The sequence below is a fragment of the Streptomyces sp. NPDC058001 genome (assembly GCF_042886315.1).
In the GTDB taxonomy this organism is placed as follows: domain Bacteria; phylum Actinomycetota; class Actinomycetes; order Streptomycetales; family Streptomycetaceae; genus Streptomyces.
Genome location: NZ_JBHVQT010000003.1, coordinates 657,707 through 680,848, shown reverse-complemented (window position 1 = coordinate 680,848; position 23,142 = coordinate 657,707). Strand labels below are relative to the sequence as shown.

16 protein-coding genes are annotated in these 23,142 nt (G+C 70.0%); 6 read left to right on the top strand and 10 right to left on the bottom strand.

Translation table 11 applies throughout. The features are described from left to right. Positions 1 to 167: 167 nt before the first annotated feature. Positions 168 to 965, bottom strand: coding sequence for an SMI1/KNR4 family protein (locus ACFVT5_RS09775; protein ID WP_389883572.1), 798 nt, complete (start codon positions 963 to 965; stop codon positions 168 to 170). Between the two features lie 17 nt (positions 966 to 982). Here ACFVT5_RS09775 and ACFVT5_RS09770 point away from each other — a divergent pair, with 17 nt between their 5' ends. Then, positions 983 to 1,108, top strand: a complete 126-nt coding sequence (locus tag ACFVT5_RS09770; RefSeq protein WP_389883570.1) for a hypothetical protein — start codon at positions 983 to 985, stop codon at positions 1,106 to 1,108. Between the two features lie 236 nt (positions 1,109 to 1,344). Next, positions 1,345 to 1,590 (top strand): phospholipase D-like domain-containing protein, encoded by a 246-nt coding sequence (locus ACFVT5_RS09765; protein WP_389883635.1) that lies wholly within the window; start codon positions 1,345 to 1,347, stop codon positions 1,588 to 1,590. A 398-nt stretch (positions 1,591 to 1,988) separates the two neighbouring features. On the opposite strand, the gene ACFVT5_RS09760 is transcribed toward ACFVT5_RS09765, so the two are convergent. Continuing rightward, positions 1,989 to 2,312 carry a hypothetical protein gene (locus ACFVT5_RS09760; protein WP_389883568.1) on the bottom strand — a complete coding sequence of 108 codons (324 nt, stop codon included), beginning with the start codon at positions 2,310 to 2,312 and terminating at the stop codon, positions 1,989 to 1,991. Positions 2,313 to 2,981: 669 nt separating this feature from the next. On the opposite strand from ACFVT5_RS09760, the gene ACFVT5_RS09755 reads away from it, so the two are divergent. The 4 genes from ACFVT5_RS09755 to ACFVT5_RS09740 all read left to right on the top strand — a co-directional run bounded on the left by ACFVT5_RS09755 (position 2,982) and on the right by ACFVT5_RS09740 (position 7,512). Continuing rightward, positions 2,982 to 4,802, top strand: a complete 1,821-nt coding sequence (locus ACFVT5_RS09755) for a CocE/NonD family hydrolase C-terminal non-catalytic domain-containing protein (protein WP_389883565.1) — start codon at positions 2,982 to 2,984, stop codon at positions 4,800 to 4,802. Between the two features lie 360 nt (positions 4,803 to 5,162). Further along, positions 5,163 to 5,654 (top strand): hypothetical protein, encoded by a 492-nt coding sequence (locus ACFVT5_RS09750; RefSeq protein ID WP_389883562.1) that lies wholly within the window; start codon positions 5,163 to 5,165, stop codon positions 5,652 to 5,654. Then, entirely contained in the window at positions 5,651 to 6,337 is a 687-nt protein-coding gene (locus ACFVT5_RS09745; RefSeq protein ID WP_389883559.1) for a hypothetical protein, read from the top strand. The genes ACFVT5_RS09750 and ACFVT5_RS09745 overlap by 4 nt, the downstream gene beginning before the upstream one ends. A 155-nt stretch (positions 6,338 to 6,492) precedes the next feature. Beyond that, entirely contained in the window at positions 6,493 to 7,512 is a 1,020-nt protein-coding gene (locus ACFVT5_RS09740) for a DUF5954 family protein (RefSeq protein WP_389883556.1), read from the top strand. 77 nt (positions 7,513 to 7,589) lie between these two features. On the opposite strand, the gene ACFVT5_RS09735 is transcribed toward ACFVT5_RS09740, so the two are convergent. The 8 genes from ACFVT5_RS09735 to ACFVT5_RS09700 all read right to left on the bottom strand — a co-directional run bounded on the left by ACFVT5_RS09735 (position 7,590) and on the right by ACFVT5_RS09700 (position 23,116). Next, positions 7,590 to 12,125 carry a glycoside hydrolase family 2 TIM barrel-domain containing protein gene (locus ACFVT5_RS09735; protein WP_389883553.1) on the bottom strand — a complete coding sequence of 1,512 codons (4,536 nt, stop codon included), beginning with the start codon at positions 12,123 to 12,125 and terminating at the stop codon, positions 7,590 to 7,592. Between the two features lie 257 nt (positions 12,126 to 12,382). Further along, complete coding sequence (locus ACFVT5_RS09730) at positions 12,383 to 14,512, bottom strand: exo-alpha-sialidase (protein ID WP_389883550.1); 2,130 nt, start codon at positions 14,510 to 14,512, stop codon at positions 12,383 to 12,385. A gap of 197 nt (positions 14,513 to 14,709) precedes the next feature. Next, positions 14,710 to 15,654, bottom strand: a complete 945-nt coding sequence (locus ACFVT5_RS09725; RefSeq protein WP_389883547.1) for a dihydrodipicolinate synthase family protein — start codon at positions 15,652 to 15,654, stop codon at positions 14,710 to 14,712. Beyond that, positions 15,654 to 17,267 carry an FAD-dependent oxidoreductase gene (locus tag ACFVT5_RS09720; protein WP_389883544.1) on the bottom strand — a complete coding sequence of 538 codons (1,614 nt, stop codon included), beginning with the start codon at positions 17,265 to 17,267 and terminating at the stop codon, positions 15,654 to 15,656. The genes ACFVT5_RS09725 and ACFVT5_RS09720 overlap by 1 nt, the downstream gene beginning before the upstream one ends. Then, positions 17,264 to 19,651, bottom strand: coding sequence for a trehalase family glycosidase (locus ACFVT5_RS09715; RefSeq protein WP_389883541.1), 2,388 nt, complete (start codon positions 19,649 to 19,651; stop codon positions 17,264 to 17,266). The genes ACFVT5_RS09720 and ACFVT5_RS09715 overlap by 4 nt, the downstream gene beginning before the upstream one ends. Further along, entirely contained in the window at positions 19,648 to 20,544 is an 897-nt protein-coding gene (locus ACFVT5_RS09710; RefSeq protein WP_389883538.1) for an ABC transporter ATP-binding protein, read from the bottom strand. The genes ACFVT5_RS09715 and ACFVT5_RS09710 overlap by 4 nt, the downstream gene beginning before the upstream one ends. Further along, positions 20,541 to 21,572, bottom strand: coding sequence for an ABC transporter ATP-binding protein (locus ACFVT5_RS09705; protein ID WP_389883535.1), 1,032 nt, complete (start codon positions 21,570 to 21,572; stop codon positions 20,541 to 20,543). The genes ACFVT5_RS09710 and ACFVT5_RS09705 overlap by 4 nt, the downstream gene beginning before the upstream one ends. Beyond that, the gene (locus ACFVT5_RS09700) at positions 21,569 to 23,116 is read right to left on the bottom strand and encodes an ABC transporter substrate-binding protein (protein WP_389883532.1); all 1,548 of its coding nucleotides are present in this window, start codon (positions 23,114 to 23,116) and stop codon (positions 21,569 to 21,571) included. The genes ACFVT5_RS09705 and ACFVT5_RS09700 overlap by 4 nt, the downstream gene beginning before the upstream one ends. Positions 23,117 to 23,142 lie beyond the last annotated feature (26 nt).

Sequence of the window (23,142 nt, the reverse complement as noted above, 5' to 3'; positions counted from 1 at the left end):
CCGGGCCCTCAGCCTGCCCCAGCCCCGAAAAGTCCCCACCACACAGACGCAGAGTCCCCGTCAGCAAGCTGACGAGGACTCATGAATGATCGAGGTTAGGGCCACGTCAGGCGACATTCGCTCTGTTGACAGTTGCCGATCGAGAGCTTCGCGGTCCGAACGATCGCTCAGGATTTCCTGGCACATTCCGTGGTCGCGCGGCCCTCTTGGATCCCGTTGTGCCGTAGCCAGTCGAGGAGGTTGTCGGTCAGCTTTTCGCTCACGCCGCAACTGTCGATGTCCTGCTCGCCGGCCCCGAGATCGAGGAGATAGACCGTTGTCCGGTTGCTGGGCCGGCGCCGCATGAACAGGCCACTGCCTCCGCTGTCGTCGCCGATGAGGACCCAGTCCGGCGCGTATTCGGCTACTTGATAGGTCTCGTTGCGTTCAAGGATGGCGTGTGGGCCGTAGATCAGCACGCCGTTGGGAAGCAGGACCCCCGGCGTCGATCGCCAGAGCCCGGCCAGTGGGGAAGTGGGCCCGGTACCGAGACCGTTGCTCACGGCCACCTGAATGGTCAGGAATCCTGCGAAGGTATCCGCCACCAACTCTTCTTGGCCGCTCCCGGGGCCGCGGCGGACCACCGCGTACTCCTCGCCCGACTGCCGGTCGAGCGCGAAGTGGTAGGTGTCACCGCCACCGGGCTCGGCACAGAAACAAAGCCGGTCCCCGTCGAGGCGCCATCCGTCCGTGATGCCGTCGCCCCCGTCGGAACGCGTCCCGGGTGGAGCAACAGTCGCGATCCGCGCACCGGCCGACGTACCGCTGCCGTATTCCGTCAACCACCACCGGTACGAGGGCGGCAGTGTGCCCACGACGGACTCGGCCGCACGGATCCACGCTTCCGGCACGCCGGCACCTTGCCGGGCACTGATCACCGGCGATTCCTCGATCAGCTCGCGGACGAGTACCAGGTCAGGTCTCATGCGCAGGAGCCTGTCACATGGGCACGATCACCCGGGCGTCACCGGTACAGGACCGTCCCGACAGCCACCCGCCCGGCACCACGACCACGGTCGATGCTCAGCTTGTTCCCTATCTTCTGACTTCGAATGGCGTCTCGAACTGAGTCGCTCACCCGGGGATTTGCCGGATCGACGTCGATCGGCTGCGGACGGTGCCGGCCGGGCTGTCGCTGCCGCGTTTCGACGGTGGACGCCTGGTCCTGGCGGTCGATGTCTCGCCGTGGCTTCGTTCGGACGCGCCGTGCTCGCTGGCACCTCTTGAACTGAAGATCCCCGGGGCTTCTCACTGTCGGCAGCCGGCCAACTCTTGATCACGACTCGAAACGCGCCCTAGGACGAACTGGGGGGCGCGACCGGGCTGAGTACCGCCGACGGGTACCTCGTCCACTCGAAGTATCTGCTGATCGAGGGTGACTACGCTGGGCACGCCGACACGAAATGGACCTTCACCGGATCCCACAACCTGGACGAGTCGTCGCTGCGAGACAACGACGAGACGATGCTCCGGCTCGAAGGCACGAGGCCGCACGACGCGAACCGTCAGAACTTCGAGAGCATGTTCGCCATTGCCACTCCTGCCGGATGACGCCCCTGTTCCCGTGTGAAGGACGAGACCGTCTCTTACGGGGACGACACCTTCGTGAGGTAGGCGCTACGGTCCGAACAGGGCCCGCAGGAGGCGTGGTTGGTGCGAGCGGACGTCCTGATGGCATCACTCACGCGGTACAACCCCGGCGGCGAGGGACCTTCACGACCTACTCGGGCAACTACTCCCCCAACGAGTTCACGCCGCTGGTCAGGCCGAGACTGCGGGTGCCTGACGCCGAGGAAACCGGCGCCGCGCCGGTGCCCGAGCCGGGCGGGGAGTCCCGGTGGTCCTGTGACGCTACATCGGACCTGAACCGTCAGTCGAACAGCCAGGCGACGGCGGCCAGTTCACGAGAATTCGGAGCCGGATGAGGGTGGACGAGGTCACAGCGACACCTACTGCCGCACCCGCCTGGAAGCGGCTGAATCCGGCGCCTCTGCCTGGTAGGCGGTGAGGACGAGTCGTCCGTCGTCGACTGCCGCGACGGCGTTGACCAGCAGCGTGCTTCCGTCGTCGAATCGCAGAGTGAAGACCGGATCGAGCCGCATCAGGAAGTCGAAGCGCTCCCGGTCCTCCGCAGACAGGGCAGGGGCGAGGTTCGCGTCGCACGTCCAGTCATCACCCGTAACGCGGACCGCTACCCGCACACCGAGCCTGCCTAAGCATGTCGATCGGTTGGCCCACCACTCAAGCGTCGCTGTGCCCTCGTAGCTGTCCATCGCCCAAGTGTCGCGGACGCATGGGCGGCCTGGCGTCAGCGGTGCAGACCCGGGACCACAGGATCGCGCCAGGTCCTGCCACCTCCTCACCGCGGCCACCCCCACGACCAACCCACCGCCGACCACGTCACAGAAGGCCGTCCACCCAGTCACCGGCCTCAAGGCGCCTCCTCGCAGACACCTCGGTTCGGAGCCCGTTCGAAAGGCGTTCCGGATGCCCCGACCCGCGACCAGGCAGCCTTCGCCACTGCCGCCATTCGGGAGGCGCTGCGGCATACGAGGGCCGGGATCTGGTCGATCGGTCTCTGATTCTTGGCGACCGTGTTCGTTCGCTCGGCGGCGGGCGGTGATCGTTTCCCGGGGGCCGCGACGGCGGTGGGTGTTCAAACCGTCCGGGTGGGTGAAGCCATCACGGGTTCCACTGAAGGCGTCGATGTCCTGATATGTGCGACGGGGTGGCCTTGCTGGGCTAGAACGGTGCGGCGTCCCCAAGGTGCCGATCGCCGATGTGAGTCGGTGCCTGATTCGTCCGTGCCCAGGTCGGTGTTCTGCCGTGCCCCGGGCACGGTGCCCCGCGCCGAAAAGGGCCGGGACGAGCCGGGGGCGCTCCGCAGACAGCACGTGCCGACCGGCGCCACGCCTGGTCGGCGATATCGAGAGGACGGCTTCGTGAGCCACTCCCAGGACGACCCCGCGGTCAGCGCGGTCACCGCAGCACATTTGAGCCGTATCGCCGAGAGCGGCCTCTACACCTCGGCCACGTCCATCGACCCGGCCGCCACCAACGTCGCCGAGGCTCTGGTCGCCACACTGAACCGGTCGACCGAGCAGGCGCTGCTGCCCCCTGACCTCCAGAAACTGACGGAGCAGGTCCAGCAGAAGGCGACCATCGGCTTCCCCCGCATCACCGCCGACGACGGGGTACGACTGTCGGCGCACACCATCAAGCTCAACACCTCGGAACCCCGACCGGTGGTGATCGTACCGGCGGGCTGGACGCCTTTCGGCTGGGCGCTGTTCGAGTACGCGTACCTCCAGCTGGCGCTCCGCGGCTACCACGTACTGGCCTACACGCCGCGCGGCATCGGCCTCACGGTGCCCGTCCCCGGTGGCGGCTACGTCGACGCCCCGTTCACCTCCGGGGGCACCATCGACGTGGCAGGTCCCTTGGACTGGGCCGATGGCTCAACGGTCATCGACTACGCCCAGGAGTACTTCGACCCGAGCCGGATCGCCTTCCTCGGCGAGTCGTACGGTTCGGGGATCAGCCAGTTGGTGGCGGCGCACGATCCGGCCGGACGCGTGAACGCGGTCGTGGCCCTGAGCACGTGGGGCGACCTGGCCGCGAGCCTCTACCAGCACGACACCCGTCATCTGGCGGCGGTCAAGGCGCTGATCGACTTCACCGGCGGCCCGGCCGAGCGGAAGTTCGACGCGGCGACCCGGCAGATCCTCGATGACTTCCTGGCCGGCCGGAACCTCGACGAGGTCGTGGCGTGGGGCCAGGAGCGGTCGCCGTCGTCGTACGTCGACCAGACCAACGCCCGCGGTGTTCCCACGTTCGTCTCCAACACCTGGCACGAGACGCTGTTCGGCGTCAACCAGGTCGTCCAGCACTTCGAGCGGCTGACGGTACCCAAGCGGCTGAACCTGTGGATCGGCGACCACGCGGCACCCGAGGGCGCGGGACTGACCGTCCCGTTCAGCGGACCGAACCTGCCGGTCGACGAGGCGTTCGCGTGGCTGGACCACTATGTGGGCGGCGCCTCCAACGACGTGCCCGGCTGGTCGCCCGTCACCAGCCAGATCATGTTCACGTACCAGACCCGGACCGACCCGGAGACGGACAAGAACGTCATCACCGAACCGGCCGTCCGCGAGTCCCAGCAGTCCTGGGCCGACGTCACCACCTCCACGGAGCGTTGGTACCTGACCTCCGCCGCCTCGGGCAGCCGCGACGGCGGACTCGGCACCGACCCGGAGTCGGGCTGGAAGCGGGAGTTCACCGCCGGGCAGCAGACCGAGGCCGTGGCGGTTGACGCCATCATCACCACCGGCCAGGCCGAGTGGAAGGGCAACCCGAAGACCTACCGCACCGACAAGTTCGACCGGCAGTACCTCGCCGTGTGGACCACTGACCCCCTCCAGGCGGCCCGCCGCGTCCGTGGCATCCCGGAACTCACCCTGACCGTGCGCAGCACGGCCCGCTCCACGACCCTGGTGGCCTACCTCTTCGACGTCAGCGACGACAACTCGGCCCGCATCATCGCTCACGAGCCCCTCACCCTCGGTGATCTGACGCCCGGCGAGGACCGCACCGCCAACTGGACCTTGCAGGCCGCCGGCTACGACCTGGCGGCCGACCACCGGCTGATGCTCGTCGTCACCAGCGAGGACCCGCTCTACTCCGACGCGAGCACCGACGGCAGCACCACCACGATCACCTCCACCGACAACAACACGGCACACCTGGTCCTGCCCCTCGGCTGACCCGGCACCACACGAACACCGCACTTCACGCCCCCTCTTCGACAGCCGGCGAGCCCACCATGCGGCCACTCGCCGGCTGTCACCCGTCCGCTCCCGTGCCGAAGCCTTGGCCGAGTTCCGAGGCGTTGGCTCGACGTGCAGGAAATCCAGGGCCTCCGGGCGGCCCACATCGGGGGCGTCCGCGGCGTCGGAGGGATGCCGGACGCTCTGTGGCCGCTGTCCGGGGCTCTCGGCCCGACCGTCTCCGGGTGGGCTCTCACGTGCCTCCCGAGGCCCTTGGTAAACCTGCTCTGACCTGGCGTTTTTCAGGGATCAACGTAGGGTGAGGAGTTCTGCCGGACACCGTTGGAGGGGGGCTTCGTGAGTGAGGAAGCCATCGGGTACGAGGCCACTCACATCGAGGTGATGGAGGGGCGGGAGGCCATTCGGAAGCGGCCGGGGATGTATGTCGGGTCGACGGGCATACGCGGCCTGCATCAGCTCGTGTTCGGGGTGGTCGGCCGGGCGGTGAACGAGGTCCTGACCGGTGGCGGTGGCTGCGTCGATGTCGTCCTCACGCCCGACGGCGGCGTCCGTGTCACCGACGACGGGCCGGGTGTCCCCTTCGAGGCGGCCGGGGACGTCGGGTACGCCGGCGGTGTCGGCCTCGAAGCAATGCTGACCCGTCTGGACGCCGGAGCCGGGCCCGTCGGCCGCCACACCGTGACCATGGGCGTCTTCGACATGGGGCCGTTGTCGCCAACGCTCTGTCGAGCCGCCTCACGGCCGAGGTACGGCGTGGGCATGCGCGTTGGGTCCAGAAGTACGCGAGAGGTGTCGCCCTCGCCCCGGCCACCGCCGTGGGGCCGGTGACCGGAAGCGGGACCACCATCGCCTTCTGGCCCGACGCCGACATCTTCGAGACGACACAGTGCTCGTTCGCCGTGCTGGCGAAGCGCTTCAGGGAGGTGGCCTTGCTGAACCGGGGCCTGAGCATCTCGCTGACCGACGAACGCCCCCTTGGCGGGCCGCAGTTGGTGCGGTTCCGGTTTTCCGGCGGTCCACGGGACTTCGTTGCCCTTCTTGATGCGGAGACCGGGGCCCAGGTTCCCCCGGACGTCATCGCCTTCGAGCGGGAGGACGCGCGGATGGCAGGAACGGTGGACGTGGCGCTGAGCTGGTCCGGTTCCCGCGAGGAGCAGGTCCGGACCTTCGCCAACAGCGTGCCCACCCCCCAGGGCGGCACGCACACGGAGGGGTTCCGTGCCGGGGTGGCCGCCGCGGTCACCGCGCACGCGCGTCAGCGGCGCCTGCTGACGGCGGCGGATCCCGATCTCACCGCCGACCGGATCGGCGAGGGCATGACGGCGGTCGTGTCGGTGAAGCTGGACCGCCCGGAGTACGTGGGCGCCACGCGCGGCGAGTTGGGCGGCGCCGACGTGCACGACGGCGTCGAACAGGCTGTCCGGGAACACCTCGGCAGCTGGCTGGCGCAACACCCAGAACAGGCAGCGGCCGTCATCGACCGCATCGTCCAGGCAACCCACCAGGAGTGAGCGGCAGCGGACCGCCGGGCCGTGGTCTGGCACACGGTCCGGGCGCGGCGACCTCGGAGCAGGCACCCGCCGTCGACCGCGGCACCGGCCGCTTCAGGCGCTCGGAATGAGTCGTTCGGGCCAGACAGCGGCACCGGGAGCACAACAATGTGTGCATGACCGATGACTGGAAGCAGCAATTGGACCGGCTCCACGCGGAAATGATGCAGCGCAACGATCCGGCCGAGTGGGTCGCCGAGGCCGATGCCGTTGACGCGTCCCACCGATATCCGAACCTCTTGGTGCGCGGGCCGGTCTTCGGTATCGCCGTCCAGGATCCCCAACACGACGGGCACTGGAGGCTGTTGACAGATCTGGCCGACGGCATGCCGCAGCAAGCGCGGGACGCGCTCAATTCCCACCTGTGGTTCCAGGCCAAGGACGAGACCGACGACCCCGCCGAACGCCGCGAACTGCTGGCCGCGGTCGCCGTCCTCGAACGCGAACCGGTCAACGAGTTGGAGGCGCTCGGCCTGCGCTACCGGGTGGTGCGCGCGGACGAGTTCGTACGAAGCGGCGACGACGGCCTGGAGCCGGCCCGGCCGACCGACAGGGAACCGGCCGAACGGTCGTGGGACGGCACGTACGACTTCGCGCTGCCGGACCCCGGCTTCGTCCTGGCACCCGGCCACACCGACACAAGCCCGGCGACGGCCGCTCTGCGCCTGGGACTGCGGGACTTCGCCTACACAGGGAACGCCATCGCCAAGGCTTTACGCGAGGACTCCCAACGGGCGGTCACCACTCACCCCGACATGATCCTGCTCCCCACCGGCTTCAGCGTGGCCGAACGCAACGAGAAGGGTTGGCGACCGCAGGGAGGGCTCCTGCCGACCCCGCACGCCGCCCGACGGATGCTGTACGAGACGATGACCGAGAGTTGGCCCTTTCTCGGCGAGTTCGACGACGCGCAGAAAGCCGCCCGTGCCGAGGCCGCCGAACGGTTCAAGAACGCCGGCCGCGCCAACGAAGTACACGTCGGCGACAGCCTGTTCCGGATCTGCCGGATCGAGCGTCTGGCCCGCTCCGGCCCCGACGGCCCGGAACCGCCCCGCCCCTCGGACCGGGACCAGTACGAGCCCATGCAAATGCATCCGACCATGGACGAGGACGGAACGGTCCACCACGGTTCCTGAACCGTGCGTCCCCGGAAGGGCGACGGCGAGGTCGGCTCGGCGCGACTTCCGCCGGACGCACGGTCAGGAAGCGGATGTCACGAGCCGGACCCTCCCGTTCCGCAGTGCACCGTCGCCGCCGCCCAGTCCGCGTGGTCGTGGGCGTTTCCGTCGCCGCCGTCGGTGACGCGCAGGGTGAGTCGTTCCGCGCCGTCGATCGCGGCCCGGACCGGCACGGCGGCATCGTCGCCGGTGAGAGCTTCGCTGCCGTAGACCTTTCTGCCGTCCGCGAGGACCTCGAAGGCGACGCTCCCGCCGGAACCCACCTCGTCATCGAGGCCGATCTCCGCTGTGAAGGCCGAGCACGCCCCGCCCAGGTAGACGGTCACCACCGAGTCGGCGTGCACGCCGAGCCCCTTGCCGTAGGACGTGCCGCCGATGGTGAGGAGCCTGCCGTCGCCGGGTGCCGCCTCGCCGTTGCTCCGGTCCCGCTCCACCGGACCCCACCCGTTGTCCGCCGTGATGAAGACCAGGTCGGACACCGCTGCCTCGCCGCGAGGTGGGGGTGGCGTGCCGTCGACGGCGAGCGTCGCCTCGTACCGCGCTCGGGCACCGCCCGTGGAGGTCGCGGAGACCGCGGCCACGGCGGACCGCCGGCCGTCCGGGGTGTCGTCGCCGCGGGTGATCACGACATCGACGGTCGCCGACTTGCCTGCCGCCAGGTCGCCGAGGTCCGAGGAGCCGGGGTCCACGGTCCAGCCGGCGGGCGCGTCGAAGTCCACGGACACGTCGGTCAGCCGACTGTCGCAGGGATTCGTGACGGTCAGCTTGCCCGGTGTCGACTCGCCCGCCGGCAGTCCGGTGTCCTCGGCGGTCAGTCGCGCGTCCGGCGCGCAGACGACGGGCCCCCGGGGAATCCCGGTGCGGGCCTCGGCGCCGGTGAGCGGACGCAGGCTCAGCGTGTACGCGTACTCCTGGTCGGGCCGCACCTGGTACTCGGAGAGCACGGTGTGGAAGGTCTCGCTGACTCCGCTGACGGCGTGGTCCAGGTGCAGGATGTTGCCCTGGGGGCTGCGCCGCATGGCGAACGGGTAGGCCGCGCGGTCGATGTCCTCGTACGGCGTGACACCGGCGGAGAAGTCGCCGGAACTTCCGGACACCAGGAGCCCGTTCCTGCCGTCGGAGAGCGATGCCCATCGGACGTCCTCGTGGTTTCCGTAGTCCTGGGGCCGGGTGTAGCCGGAGAACTGTTCGTCCGCGTCGGTGGAGTACACGCCGACGGGTGAGCCGTCCTCGCGGTCGGTGTAGTTCTCCTGCGGGCCGCGCCCGTACCAGGTGAACTGGTCGTAGCGGTCCGGGAGTTGCAGGTCGAGTCCGATGCGCGGCAGATACGGCACGGTGCGTGCGGCTCCGTGTGCCTCGACGCGGTGGTCGATGCGCAGTTCACCGGTGCCGGTCACGGTGTACCGGAGGGTCTGGGTGAAGGAGGAGTCCTTGACTCCGGGGGCGGTGACGGTGCTGCGCACGGTCACCGTGACCACCCCGTCCCGCTCGGCCATGGTGACCTTTCCCGGCTCGGTCCGCAGCCGGTCGAGCCCGGCCGCGCGCCACGGCCGCTCCTCGGAGCCGATCTCGTTGCTGACGGGTGCCCGCCAGGCATCCAACTCAGGCCCCTTGCCCAGCAGTTCGCGCCCGCCCGCCTTCATGGAGATCAGCTCGCCGCGCGCACGGTCGAAGGTGTACGTGAACCCCTTGCCGGAGACGGTGTACCGGTTCCCTGCCTCGGTGGCGGTCACCTTGCCCGGCGGTTCGGCGGGCAGCACTCCGGCGAGTTGCCGGCCTCCGATGTCGAACTGCTCGACGGCGACGGTGTGCCCGGACTTCGCCCACGCCGTGTCCTTGGCGAGCACAGCTTCGACGGTCAGTTGACGGTCGGCGTCCTTCGGGTTGGCCGGAGGCGCGATCAGGCGGATGTCCGCCCGCTCGCCGGGGGCGAGGGAGAACGGACGGGTCCCCCGGTCCAGGACCCGGGCGCCCTCGGTGATCTTCCACCGCAGCCGCAGATCGCCGGTGGCGGTGAAGGAGCGCTCGTTGAGCACCGTGACCTTGCCGGCCGCCGCGTCGGCGCCGCTGATCCGGATGGGTGCGTGGACGGCGGCCAGGGCGTGTGCCTCGGGCTGGAGCGTGCGGTCGGTGGAGACCACTCCGTCGACGCCGCCGGTGCCGGCACCGTAGGAGTCGTATGTGCCCTTCTCGGTGAGCCGGTCGAAGTCCAGGGCCAGCACGGCCTCCGCCGCGGGGTCGGCGTCGAGTTGCCGCGGGGTGAGTGCCTTGTGGTAGACGCGCACCTGGTCGACGGTGCCGTGAGCCATGCGGGTGGTGATGTTCTCCTGCCCGTTCTCCGGGTCCCTGCCTATGTTCACCGGCTGCGCGGAGCGGGCGACCGTACCGGTCCAGTCGGTGGCTGCCACCTGTTCACCGTCGATGAGCAGCTTGACCGAGGTCCCGTCGAAGGTGCCGGAGACTCGGTGCCAGGAGCCGTACCAGTCGGCGGGGACATCCGCCGACGCCGCGTGCCAGCCGCCGTCTCCGTAGACGAAGAACTCCAGCGTGTCCTTGTCCCGCATCTTGAGGGCGTAGCTGTGGTTCCCCTTGGCGATCACGGTGAAGTCGCCGGTCCACTCGGCGGGTTTGACCCATGCGTCGAGGGTGAGGGCGTCGGAGACCTCGTCGAGTTTCGGGTCGCGGTAGACCTCCACGAAGTCGTCGAGGCCGGAGAGTTCGAGTGCCTTGCCCTTCTTGCCGGGGACGTGCTCGGGCTGACCCGCGAGGTAGGTCAGGATGTCGTTGCCCGAGGAGTCGGGGGTGGTGATCAGGGGCTGGGTCATGTTCTGCTCGGCCCAGTCCCAGATGAAGCCGCCCTGGACCTGGGGGTACTTGCGGACGACGTCCCAGAACTCCCGGAAGTTGCCCAGAGAGTTGCCCATGGCGTGCGCGTACTCGCCCATGATGATGGGTTTGGTGGTGGTCTTCGCCTTGGCTTCGAGGCCCGAGGGTGAGGGGTAGCGCGGTCCCCACACATCGGCGAACGGGGCGTCGCCGTCAGGTGAGTTGGGCTGGTGGTAGAGAGGCCGGCTCGGGTCGTGCTCGCCCAGGAAGTCGGCCATGGCGTAGTGCGCCTTGCCGAGCCCGGCCTCGTTTCCGGTGTCCCACATCAGCACGCTGGGATGGTTCTTGTCGCGTTCGTACATCCCCGTGAGACGGTCCATGAACGCGCGCTGCCACTCGGGCCGTTCGGCCAGGCAGTTGTCGGGGCAGCCGTCGTGGTGGTGCGTCTCGATGTCCACCTCGTCGGCGATCCACAGGCCCTGACTGTCGGCCGACTCGTACAGGTACGGGTCGGAGGGGTAGTGCGAGGTGCGTACGGCGTTGATGTTGAGCTGCTTCATCAGGGCGACGTCGGACGCGGTGCGCTCGCGGGTCGCGTGACGGCCGGTCTTCGGGTCGGTCTCGGCGCGGTTGGTGCCCTTCACCAGGATGCGCTCGCCGTTGACCAGGAGCTGTTTGTCCTTGATCTCGATGTCCCGGAAGCCGACCGGCTGGGTGGTGGTGTGGGTGATCTTCCCGTCGGGACCGGCGAGTTGGACGACGAGTGTGTAGAGGTTCGGGGTTTCGTCGGTCCACTTGGCCGGGGCGGTGACGTCGGCGCGCAGGGTGGTGGAGGCTGCGCCGCCCTGGGGATCCACCGTGCCGGACATCGTTGTCACCTTGTGGCCACGCGGGTCGTACAGCGTGCCGGTGACCGTCCGCGCGCCGGTTGTCTCCTTGGCTGCCACCTCCACATCGGCCGTGAGTGACGCGTCGCGGTACTCCGCGTCCAGGTCGGTGCCGATCGTGATGTCCCGCAGATAGGTCCTGGGTGTCGAGTACAGGTCGACCGAGCGGAAGATGCCCGCGAACCTCCACTGGTCGTAGTCCTCCAGATGGGACCCCGAGCCCCAGCGGTGGACCTGGACGGCGATCGTGTTCTTCCCCGGGTGCAGTCGGTCGCTGATGTCGAACTCGGCCGGAGTGTAGCCGCCTTGGTCGTAGCCCACATATGTGCCGTTGACCCAGAGCAGATAGCCGCTCGTCACACCCTCGAAGCGGAGGAAGGTCTCACGGTCCTCCCACGTCTGTGGCAGTTCGAACGTGCGCACATAGGCGCCGGTCGGATTGACGTCGTGCGGCACCTTCGGCGGGTCGTCCGGGTACATCTCGGTGGGGATGTTGCGGAACATCGGATGGTCGAGGCCGTCCGTCTGCCAGGTGTGCGGGACACGCACGCTGCGCCAGCCGCTCCCGCCGGTGTCGTAGCCCTCCTTCGAGAAGTCCTTGGGGACATCCTCGGGGCGGTCGGATATGTGGAGCTTCCACGTGCCGTCGAGGGATGTGGTCCAGGGACCGTCCGACTCTCCCGCGAGCGCGCCGCGGGTGTCGGCGTACGGCGTCAGCTCGGCATGCGCCGGCTCCTGTCCTACGCCGGTCGCCTCCGGATCCTCCAACAGCTTGTAGACGTCGGAGGGTTGAGTGGGGGTGTCGGCGGCCACGGCTGACGGTACGGGCGTCATCAACGCCCCGGCCAGCGCCAGCACGGCGAGTGTTCTGAATCCTCGTACGGTTTGTCGGAGTGGGGGCATCCGGCGTTCCACCCTTCTGGGTGTTCGAAACCGCTCCAAAATCAACAGGACCGGACGGTACCGAACATCACATGAGGTGCCAAGAGAAACAGCACGACCGCTTCCCCCAGCCCGACCCTGAGGCTCCGCCCACCGAACCAGCCCTTCCAGCAAGGGAGTTCGGGCCCCTTCGAGGGACAGTTTCCACCGCCCGCGCGGTACGGAACCGCGCCTCAGGTCCGTGGGCCCAGCAGGCGGATCGCGTCGGCGGCCACCGTGCCGTCAGCGTCGTTGGTCAGCTCGACCGACGTGTCGAGACCGGCCCGCAGCCGGTACACGCCGAGCGAGACCCACGAGCCGCCGCGCGGATCGGTGGCTCCCGCCACCCGTTGGTCGATCCGGACGGTCGCCGTGCCGTCCGCGTGGACGATCGCGTACGGGGCGTTGCCCGCACGGTTGGCGGCCGGAGGGTAGGACGCCTGGATCTCGTAGACACCGTCCTGGGGCACCGCCGGACGCCAACTCACCTTCCGCTCGCCCGAACCCGCAGGCGCCGTACGGTAGTTGCCCGACCAGAAGCCGGCGCCCACCGTCGACGTCGACCAACTGCCGGTGACGATCGTGAAGCCCAGCTTGTCGTTGTCCACGACCACCTCGGCGCGTACATCGGCGGAGCCCGTCGCCTCGATCAGGCTGAGCGAGTCGAGACCGAGCAGGGTCCCGCCGCCCCTGCCGGTTCCCGTCACCGCGCACCGCACGGTGTGCCGCCCGGCGCGCAGCCGGGTGGTACCGATGCGGGCCAGGTCGAAGCCGTCCGCCGACTGCGCCGTGGTGTCGATCGCGAAGGCGGGCAGACTGGTGCCGTTCACGGTGACGGTGGCCAGGGCGCCGTCCGCCGAGCGGTAGTGGCGCAGCAGCAGCTCGTACTCACCGGTGTGCGGCACCCGGAAGGTGAACTCGACCGCGCCGCCCACCCGTTCGGGGGTGAAGACCAGTCGCTCGCCACGGCGCGCCAGCTGATCGCCGACGGTCGTCACGGCGCCGCCGGTGGCGTCGAGGTCCGTGTCGGCCAGGGCGATGACGGTCTCCCGGTAGCGCGGGGCATGGCGCAGGCTGTCGCGGCCACGGGTCAGCCAGTCGAGCGAGAAACGGCAGACGTTGACGCGGCGCGGGGCACCCGCCAGGTCACCGTCGCAGCCGTACAGCAGCACGATGGTGCCGTCGGACAGCCGGGCGAGATCCGAGTAGAAGGAACGGTTCTCGTTGATGACCCGCTGGTACCGGTACGAGATGCCCTCGTCGTAACTGACCGCCACCGTCATGTTGTATCGGACGGGCGAGTCGGGGCGGCTGAACAGCACCCGGTCGGTGTCGCGGCTGCCGGGGCCGCCGGTGTAGCGCACCAGGCCGGCGTCCACCGCGTTGAACGATCCGGTGCCGCCGTCGAACGCCGGACGCGACCAGGTCAGACCGTCGTCCGAGCTGACGGAGACGATGCGCTGTCCTTCGCCGCCCGCCGCAGCGCGACCGTTCACCAGCACACTGCCGTCGGAACGCTGCACCATCCGCGCCTCGTTGATGGGGTACTTGACCTGCACCGGCACCTCACCGGTCGCCCTCCAGGTGGCGCCGTGGTCGTCGCTGTAGATCGGCGCGACGCCGTAGTACCGCTCCGCCACGGTGTTGCCGACGATCACTCTGCGGTGCGCGCAGTTGAGCAGCAGACGGCCGGACTTCAACTGGAGTCCGTGGCCCGGACCGGGACCGTGCAGCGCCCAGTCGTAGGGGAATCCGTCGAACAGACCGGCCAGGTTGCGTACCTCGCCCCAGGTCCGGCCGCTGTCGCCGCTGGAGATCAGGTAGAGGTCGCCCGAGTCGCCCGAGCAGGAGGTGTTCTCCGGCAGTCGGCGAGAGAGCATGTAGAAGAGGAAGACCTCCCGCGTCTCCCGGTCCACGACCAGCGCCGGGTTGCCCCAGGACTCGCCGTCGGTGGAGGTGACCAGTGTGCGGCTCTCCTCCCAGGTCCGGCCGCCGTCGGAACTGCGGCGCAGCAGCAGATCGCGCGGCCCGGCGTCGCACACCTCGTGGCGGCCCTCGGTCACGGCCAGGACGGTGTCGTCGGGCAGTACGGCGAGCGCGTGGACGTGGTAGTTCACGAGCGGGCCCTCGGCGGAGTCCCAGAGGGTCTGCTCGTGGAAGAAGGCGCCCTGCCGGTCGGGGGCGGACGCGGACGACCGGTCGGCGGCATGCGCGGTGGATCCGAGGGCCGAAGCGCCGATCGCGGCGCTCGCCGAGGTACCGGCGACGCCCAGGACGAAGGATCTGCGGTTCATGGCGGTGCGTTGCGGTCCACTGTCGGACATGGTGGGCCACCCCTTTCGGGCGGTAGGGAAAAGCGAGGGAGAGGGCACAGGGAGTTGCGGTCCTGGTCAGGACGTATACGGAACTGACCAGGGTCATGCGGATCCGGCACGTACCGGATCGGTCTCACGTATCGGTACGTGCTCACGTATCGGATCGGAAGCACGTACGGGATCGTGCGCACGTGCCGGTTCGGGCTTCACGTGCGGGTGCGGGCGCCGATGAGATGGGTGTCGAGGGGAGCGAGCAGCGCGAGCAAGGTGTGTCGTTCCTCGTCCGAGCACGGTGTGAAGGGCATCGCGACATGCGGCGGGCACAGCCCTCGCGCGGCCAGGACGGCCTTCACCGCAGGCACACCGGGCCGCACGGTGTGCAGCGCCAGCACATTGTCGAGCAGGTGTTGGGCGTGCCGCGCGTCACCGTCGCGTCCTTCGCGGTGGGCCCTGAACAGTTCCACGGCCACGTCGGGCGCCAGGTTGGCCACGCCGGGGACCACACCGTCGGCCCCGAGGCGCAGCGCGTCGAGTGCCTGCCGCTCCGCGCCCTGGCTGACTCCGAAGCCGGGGCGGCGCCGGGCCGCCGCGACGGCGTGGCCGAACAGCGCGAGATCACCCGAGCTGTCCTTGACACCCACGACGTGCGCGAGGTCCGTCAGTGCGTCGAGCAGGGCGGGTGTCAGCGGATTGCTGTAGCGGGGGGCGTTGTAGGCGACGACGGGAACACCGAGGTCGGCCAGGGCCGCGTAGTGGGCGACGATCTCGTCGTGCCGGTGGTGGAAGTAGACCGGCGGGCTGAGTACCAGCGCGTCCGGCCGGGCGGGCAGGACGGCTCGCGCCCGCGCCAGCGCCTCGACGGTGCCGGGTGCGGTGACATTGACCAACACCGGTCCGTCCTGGGTCAGTTCACGCCAGCGCCTGGCCACCGCGGCGGCGAAGTCACCCAGGTGAGCCGTGGGCAGCAGGGGCCCCTCGCCGTTGCTGCCGAAGAGCATCAGCCCGCGTACACCCGTCGCCGCCAACGCGCCGAGCAGGGCGTCGGCGGCCGAGGCGGACGGTCGTCCCGGCCGGTCCATCGGTGTGACCAACGGGACCATGACACCGGCCAGCAGCGCGCGACCGTCGGTCCCTCTGTCCTGACCGCCCATCAGTACCCCTTGACCTCGGGCCAGGCCAGTTCCATCCCGGCGCGTGTGAGTTCGTCCTGGAAGCGGCGCAGCCACTCGCCGTCCTCGTACACCTGCTCGACGTCAAGGCGGTTGTCGAGGCAGTACGCCGCCAGCGACCCGGCCGCCTCGCCGATGTTCCATTCGACGGGGTGCAGCCGGTAACAGCCGTTGGTGATGTGGGTGGTGCCGATGTTCTTGCACACCGGCAGCAGGTTCCGCAGCCGCACGGGGAGCAGGGCACCCAACGGGATCTGGAAGGGGCTGCTGGCGACGTCGATATAGGTGTCGCCGCCGGTGGACGGATGCAGGTCGATCCGGTACATCCCGATGCCGACGGAGTCGGGATGACGCACCGCGCCACGGTCGCCCCTGACGGTGAGGGACAGGTCCTGTTCCACGATCCGGCGCCGGGAGACGATCCGCCGTGACTCACGGATGTACGGCGCCTTGGCCAGCCCGTCGGCCGTACCGAACACATCGCCGCGCAGGCGCAGGCCGGGCCAGCCGGTGCCGCCGTCGGGGCGGGGTGCCTCGGTCTGGAGCCAGTAGAGCATGCTCATGCTCAGCTCACGGGCCCCCGCCAGATGACGGTCCCGCTCCTTGTCGTCCACCCCGATCAGCGGTCCGGGCAGGTAGTCGATCATGGGCCAGTTGACGATGGTGACGTCGCTCGCGACGAAACCCGGCCGGTACAGCTTCCGGGAGACGACCCGGCGGAACTCCCACAGTTCCTTGTCCCCCGCGTCCCTGCTCTGGTCGGCGACGACCGGGCCCGAGTCGCCGTTCGGATTGAAGCCGCGCGGGACGGTCTCCAGCGTCCTCGGGTCGGGCGCGCTCAGGCTCAGCAACCGGTTCGGCCACTGCGGGGGGTGGTACGCGGCCCACGTGTCGTAGCCCGCCGGCCGGTCCACGGTGTGGTCCTCGCCGGCCAGATGGTCGACGGCGAACACCCAGGAGAACGCCTGCATGTTGGCCGGCTGCGCCTCGTCGGGCGCGCTCGGCTCCCCGGTGTCCCGCCGCGACTCGAAGCCCGTCACATGCTCGGCGCCGGTCAGCGGCAGCAGGTCGCCGAGTTCTGTCGCGTCCAGCACGTAGGGCGCAGCCACCTCGACCCGCGTACCGTCCGGGCCTTCGACCACCACGGACCGCACCCGGTCGCCGTCCACGGAAGCGGCCACCGGCCGGTGCCGGTACAGGATCCGCAGCCGGCCGGCGGCCACATACGGCGCGACCATGGCCTCCAGAACGGCGACGGCGACCCTCGGTTCGTGGCACAGCGCGCTCACACGCCCTTCGCCCGGGTTGAGATACCGGCGCCGCCTGGCCTCATCGGTGAGCGGATACCACGTCCGGTAGTGGTCGCGGATCGCCTCGCGCAGCGCGCGATAGGTACGGGTGGCGCCGAACTGCTCGATCCAGGCGTGCTCGTCGGGCGGTACGCCCTGGCTGGTGAGCTGACCGCCGATCCAGTCGGTCTCCTCGGTGAGCAGGACCGACCGCCCCCGGTCGAGAGCGGCCAGCGCGGCGGCCACGCCACCGAGTCCCCCGCCCACGACGAGGATGTCCGTGGCCGCCGATGTCGGCGCGCTCATATGCCGCTCCCCTCCCGTGCGTCACCCGCACGGGCCTCGTCATCGCTGTCCGCGCCGCCGGTCGTGTCCGTAGCCGTGGCTGTGGCTGTGGCTGTGGCTGTGGCTGTGGCCCCACGCTCGGCCGGCCCTCCGTCCGGGCCGAATATGAAGCTCCGAGGTCCGCCCCGTACGTCCATCGACACGGGCGGGCCGCCGCCGGGAGGTGTGACGAGCAGGTCGCCGATGCCCTCGGCGGTCCCCATGACACGGTCGCCGGTCAACCGGTAGCCGTGGACGACTACGCCGGGCGCCAGGTCAAGGAGGACACGTCCGTCGAGGGCGACGGTGAGCCGGTCGGCCGCCCGGATGTCGAGGCGGCCCTCGCCGAGCGGCAGACCGCACAGCTCGGCCGGCTCACCCGGGTGGGCGAACCGCCAGCCATCGGGCCGCGCGTCGGCCAGTTCACCAAAGGCGAGATACGCCAACAGACCTCCCCACGCCATGAGCCCGTCCGAACGCTTCTGAAGACCCGTCAGGTCCTCCCCGCCAACGGCCGGATAGTTCTCCCTGACATGGCTGTGCTCACGCCATTCGTCGAGGAACAGCCGCAACAGGGCTCTCACCACGGGCCGGCTCAGCTCGGTCAGTTCGTACCGCCGCAGCCCACGAACGGCGAGATACGCCATCGGTGCCCAGATCCGGCCGCGCCAGTACGTCGCCGTGAAGCCGGGGTCGTCGCGGGCCACACTCGGCAAGGGCCGTTCGCCGCCCAGCACTTCGGGCCGCAGCAGTTCGGCGGCCAAGGCCGCGGCGCGGCCGGCGTCCGGCAATCCTCCGAGCAGCGCGTACAGCATCGTCGGTGAGACATGCGGATCGTGCGCGCCCGCCGCCCTGAGATTGCGGTAGCCGCCCCGCTCGCCGTCCCACAGCAGCCGGTCGGCGACCGCCCTGGCCGTGGCGGCCCCGGCGCGCAGCCGCTCCGCCGTCGCGCGCTCCCCGAGGATGCCGGCGATCTCCGCCAGGGCCTCGGCGTCGGCGATGTGCAGCGCGTTCAGGCCGACATCCGCCAGGTCCATGGTGTGGGTCGCCGGGTCGTACCGCGTCTCGTCGTACATCGGCGAATCGTCCAGGCCCGACTCGCGTTTGGCCCGGTCCAGGGTCGCCGACGCAGGGTCGCCCGCGATCGGGTCGGAACCCCAGGCGAGGAGCCCGTGCGGCCCGCGGCGGGCCCGGGGCCACCAGTCGTGCCAGGCCAGCAGTGCCGGGAAGGTGGCGTCGAGCAGCGCCGCGTCGCGGGTCTCGGGCGACAGGCCGCCCGCCAGATATGCCTGATACACCGTCAACGCGCCGACCGGAGGCTGCGAGCGGTCGTCGGTACGGCCCCCGTCGTCCGAGATCCGGTTCGGGATCATGCCGGTCCCGTCCGCGTACGGGAGGATCTGCCCGAACACGCCGCGCGCGTAGTCGCGGTCGACGGCGGAGGCGGCGAGGCCGGTGAAGAACGTGTCCCAGGCGTGCAGGGCCCAGGTGCCGTAGAAGCCTTTCCGCTCGGCGCAGACGAAGTCTCGCGAGGTCGGAGTGAGGACGCGGCCGATGTCGGGGGCGTAGACGGTGTTCCAGGTGACGGCCCTGGTCAGGGCGTCGGCGGCATCGCCGAGCCAGCCGCCGGAACGCAGTCGGGTCCGGTCGGTGGCCGCACGGCGCGCCCTGAGTACGGCGCTGGTCTCCGCCGCCGTGCCCGGCGTGTGCCGCGGCGCGATCCGCAGCACCACGCTGCCCACGCTGCCCGATGCGTCGTTCGTTCCGTCGTCGGATGCGGCGGTTTCGTCGTCGGCCAAGGCGTCGAATGCCAGCACCAGGGCGTTGGCCGCGCTCCGCACCGTACGGGCCGGCGACGAGGCGGTGACCCTCCAACGGACGCCGCCCGCAAGGACGGTGGCGACCGGGAAGGTGCCGGCCGGGACACCGTCGGCCGATTCCGTACGGCCCGTCGGCTCATCGGCACCGTCGATGCCGTCGATGCCGTCAATGCCGTCAATGCCGTCAATGCCGTCAATGCCGTCAATGGACAGTACGACCGTGCCCTTGCTCTCGGCACGGGCGTGCAGGACGTCGCCGGGTCCGCCCGCGAAGACCAGCCGCAGCCGGTGACCCACCGCCCGTACCGTCACCTCGGCATAGGTGCCGTCCACGGTGTGCGGACCCAGCCGCTCAAGGCCGTCGCGCCAGGTGAACCCGTCCAACACCGGGCCTTCCGGGCCGAGTACGCCGAACCGCACCCGCGGTCCGGACGGCAGTCGGCTCATACCGGTGTGTGTGCGGACGTCCCAGGTGTTCCAGCCTGTGTCCGCCGGAGTCACGGTGGCACGCTGCTCGCCGATGTCGCCGGTACGGTTCCCGTTCACACGACCACCTTGTCGTCGGCGGTGCCGTCGTCCGGCACCGCATCGTCCAGGTCCAGGGCCGCGTCCAGCAGCGCCCGGGTGTACGCGTGACGCGGTGCGGTCAGCACCTCGCCGGTCGGGCCCTCCTCCACGATCACGCCGCGACGCATCACCGCCACGCGGTCGGCGATCTGGTGCACCACCCCCAGGTCGTGGGAGATGAACAGCATCGCGAGCCGGTGTCTGCCCCGCAGATCGACAAGCAGCCGCAGGATCTGGGCCTGGACCGACACATCGAGCGCCGACACCGCCTCGTCGCACACCAGCAGCCGGGGCCGTACGGCCAGCGCTCTGGCGATGCTGACCCGCTGGCACTGACCGCCGGACAGCTCCCCCGCTCGCCGTGACGCCACCTCGGGGTCGAGCCCCATGTCGGCGAGAAGCCGGTGCAGGGCCTCGGTACGGTCGCCCTCGGGTGCGGTGACCGGATGGGTGCTCCAGACCTCGGCGATGATCGAGGCGACCGTCATGCGCGGATTCAGCGACGAGCGCGGGTCCTGGAACACCATCTGCACCGCGCGCTGCAACTCGGGCGGCCGACGCCCCGCCCGGCCGAGCGACCGGCCGTCGAAGGTGAGCGTCCCGGCGCCGGGCCGCAGCAGTCCGGCCACGCACCGGGCCACGGTCGTCTTGCCGGAGCCCGACTCGCCGACCAGCCCGAGGGTTTCCTCGGGTGCCACCGACAGGCTCACCCCGTCCACGGCGACCTGGCCGCCCCGGCGGCCTCTCCCCCGCCCGCCATATCTGACGTGCAGATCGCGCACATCGAGAAGCGCCCGCTCGGCAGGACGTGCGCGCTCCGCGCGACGCGCGTGCCCCTCGGTGATTTCCCCCTCCCGCTCATTGCCGGTCACGACCCCCGCACCTCCTCGGCGAAGTGGCAGGCGCTCCAGCGTCCCGGCGCGATCTCCCTCACCTCCGGTACCGCTTCGCGGCACCGCACGCGGGCCAGTGGGCAGCGCGGATGGAACGCGCAGCCGGCCGGCCGGTTCGCCGGTGTCGCCGGGGCGCCCGGCAGCGGATCGGCAAGCGCGGTACGGGTCCTGACGGCGGGCACACTGCGCACCAGCGCCGCGGTGTACGGATGGGCGGGCCGCCGCAGTACGTCGCGGGCGGGCCCCCGCTCGCAGACCCGTCCCGCGTACATCACCACGACCTGTTCGGCGACGTGCGACACGACCCTCAGGTCATGGCTGACCAGCAGCATCGCCAGACCGTCCGCCGCCCGGATGTCGGCGAGCAGCCGTAGGATCCGGGACTGCACGGTCACGTCAAGGGCCGTCGTGGGCTCGTCGGCGAGCAGCAGCGAGGGTCGGCCGGCCAACGCCATCGCGATCATGACGCGTTGGCGCAGACCGCCGGAGAGTTCGTGCGGGTAGGCGCGCATCCGCCGTTTCGGCTCGGGCACGCCGACCCGGTCGAGGAGTTCGAGGACCCGGCGGCCGACCTCGGCGCGCGGCAGCCGGTCGCGGCGTGGGATCTCGCCGACCTGACGGCCGATCCGCTGGGTCGGGTTGAGCGCGGCGAGCGGGTCCTGGAAGATCATCGCGATCTCCCGGCCGCGTACCGTACGGCGCCGTGCCGGGTCGGCGGCGATCAGGTCCTCGCCGTGCCACAGGAGTCGGCCCGACAGGGTGCCGCCCTCGGGCGGCAGGCCCAGGACGGCCTGGGCGGTCATCGTCTTTCCGCTGCCCGACTCGCCGATCAGCCCGACGGTGGTGGCGCGTGGCACGTCGAAGGACACGCCGTCCACCACGCGTACCCGGGTGCCGCGCGGTCCCGGCAGTTCCACGACCAGGTCGTCGATGCGCAGGGGCGGCCCGTCGGTCGCGGGCGCCGGTGTCGTGTGCCCGCGTTCGCGGGCGGTTCCGGCGGGGGTCATGAGCCACCGGTCCGTACGGTGGCGAAGTCGGGCAGGCCGCTGGCGTCGGGGACGAAGCCCTTCAGGTCGTTCTTCCAGGCGTACGCGATGCTCACCGACATCGGGTACATCCCGACGGCGTCCTGCCAGATGATCCGGCTGGCCCGACCGTAGAGGTCGGTGCGCTTGTCCTTGTCGGCCGTCGCTCCCGCCTGCGCCAGCAGACCGTCCAACCGCTTGTTGCAGTATCCGGTCCGCTTGGCCTCGCAGGTGTAGAGGCGGCCGAGGTTGCTGGCCGCGTCGTAGCTGGGGATGGCCAACTGCTGGAAGTTGATGTCCCACTTGAGCGCGATCAGGTCCTCGGTGAAGGTGGCCTGCTCCTTCTCCAGCGGCTCCACCAGCACGCCGACCTTTTTCAGGTCCGAGACGACGGCTTGGATGAAGGGCCGGAACTCGGCGTTGGCGAACTGGAGGCGGAGCTTCTTCGAGAAGTCGAAGCCCGCGGTGGTGAGCGCCGCCTTGGCGGCTGCCACGTCGTGGGTCACGGGCGGCTGCGGTACGTGGCCGAGGACGACGCTCGTCACGGGCGCGTCGGCCGGCTTGCCGGTCTCGGGATAGAGCTTGCTGATGATGGTCTTGAAGTCGACCGCCTGCCAGATCGCCCTGCGTACCTTTGCCTCCTTCAGGGTGGCGGTCGAGGAGTTGAACCACATGGTGAACTCTGCGCTGCTCGGCACCGTGTCCACCGTCAGGTTCTTGTCCTTCTTGAGTGAGGCCAACTGGTCGTCCGGGATGCCCCACAGGACGTCGACCTCGCCGGTGCGCAGCGCGGTCATGCGCGCCGACAGTTCGGGGATGTTCCGTACGGTGACCCGGCGCAGGGCGGGCTTCTGGCCCCGGTACTTCTTGTTGGGCACCAGGACCAGCGACTCTCCCGGGGTGAACCCGTCGACGGTGAACGGGCCTGAGCCGACAGGGTGGTTGAAGAAGGCGGTGTCGTCCTTGCCGATGCCCGACGGGATGACGTAGAAGGTGCCGAGCTTGCTCGGGACGGACGCGTCGGGCGCCGGGCTGCTGAGCACCACTTCGGTGGGTGAGGTCTTCGTCATCGTGGCGCCCGGGAAGTTGCCCGCGTTGGGGCCGTTCAAGCTGATCATCCGCTGGAACGAGGCGACCACGTCGTCGGCGTCGAGCGGGGAACCGTCGGAGAACGTCACGCCGTCGCGCAGCGTGAACGTCCAGGCGGTGACCTCCTTGTTGGGTTTCCAGGAGGTGGCGAGGTCACCCTTGAGCGTGCCGTCGGGATCGGGTTTCACGAGTCTGCTGAAGATCTGCTGTCCGGCCAACTGTGTTCCGGTGGAGGCGCCTTGGGCACCGTGCGGGTCCAGGCTCTCGATCGGGTAGGTGCCTGCGGCCGTCACCTCGCCCGAAGTTCCCGAGCCGCCTGGATTGTCGCCGCCGCCGTCGGTTGTCGTCGTACAGGCGGCGAGGAGCGCCACGCCCGCCGTGGCGGTGGCGGCGAGCCGGATCAGCCGGCTCCGCCCGTACTCACGCGTCTTGGTCATGGTGGTGCTCCTGTCTGCCTACGAAG

Coding starts and splice junctions, on each gene's coding strand:
- ACFVT5_RS09775 (WP_389883572.1), bottom strand. CDS start 965: ATGAGACCTGACCTGGTACTCGTCCGCGAGCTGATCGAGGAATCGCCG.
- ACFVT5_RS09770 (WP_389883570.1), top strand. CDS start 983: ATGGGCACGATCACCCGGGCGTCACCGGTACAGGACCGTCCCGACAGC.
- ACFVT5_RS09760 (WP_389883568.1), bottom strand. CDS start 2,312: ATGGACAGCTACGAGGGCACAGCGACGCTTGAGTGGTGGGCCAACCGA.
- ACFVT5_RS09740 (WP_389883556.1), top strand. CDS start 6,493: ATGACCGATGACTGGAAGCAGCAATTGGACCGGCTCCACGCGGAAATG.
- ACFVT5_RS09730 (WP_389883550.1), bottom strand. CDS start 14,512: ATGTCCGACAGTGGACCGCAACGCACCGCCATGAACCGCAGATCCTTC.
- ACFVT5_RS09725 (WP_389883547.1), bottom strand. CDS start 15,654: ATGGGCGGTCAGGACAGAGGGACCGACGGTCGCGCGCTGCTGGCCGGT.
- ACFVT5_RS09720 (WP_389883544.1), bottom strand. CDS start 17,267: ATGAGCGCGCCGACATCGGCGGCCACGGACATCCTCGTCGTGGGCGGG.
- ACFVT5_RS09705 (WP_389883535.1), bottom strand. CDS start 21,572: ATGACCCCCGCCGGAACCGCCCGCGAACGCGGGCACACGACACCGGCG.
- ACFVT5_RS09700 (WP_389883532.1), bottom strand. CDS start 23,116: ATGACCAAGACGCGTGAGTACGGGCGGAGCCGGCTGATCCGGCTCGCC.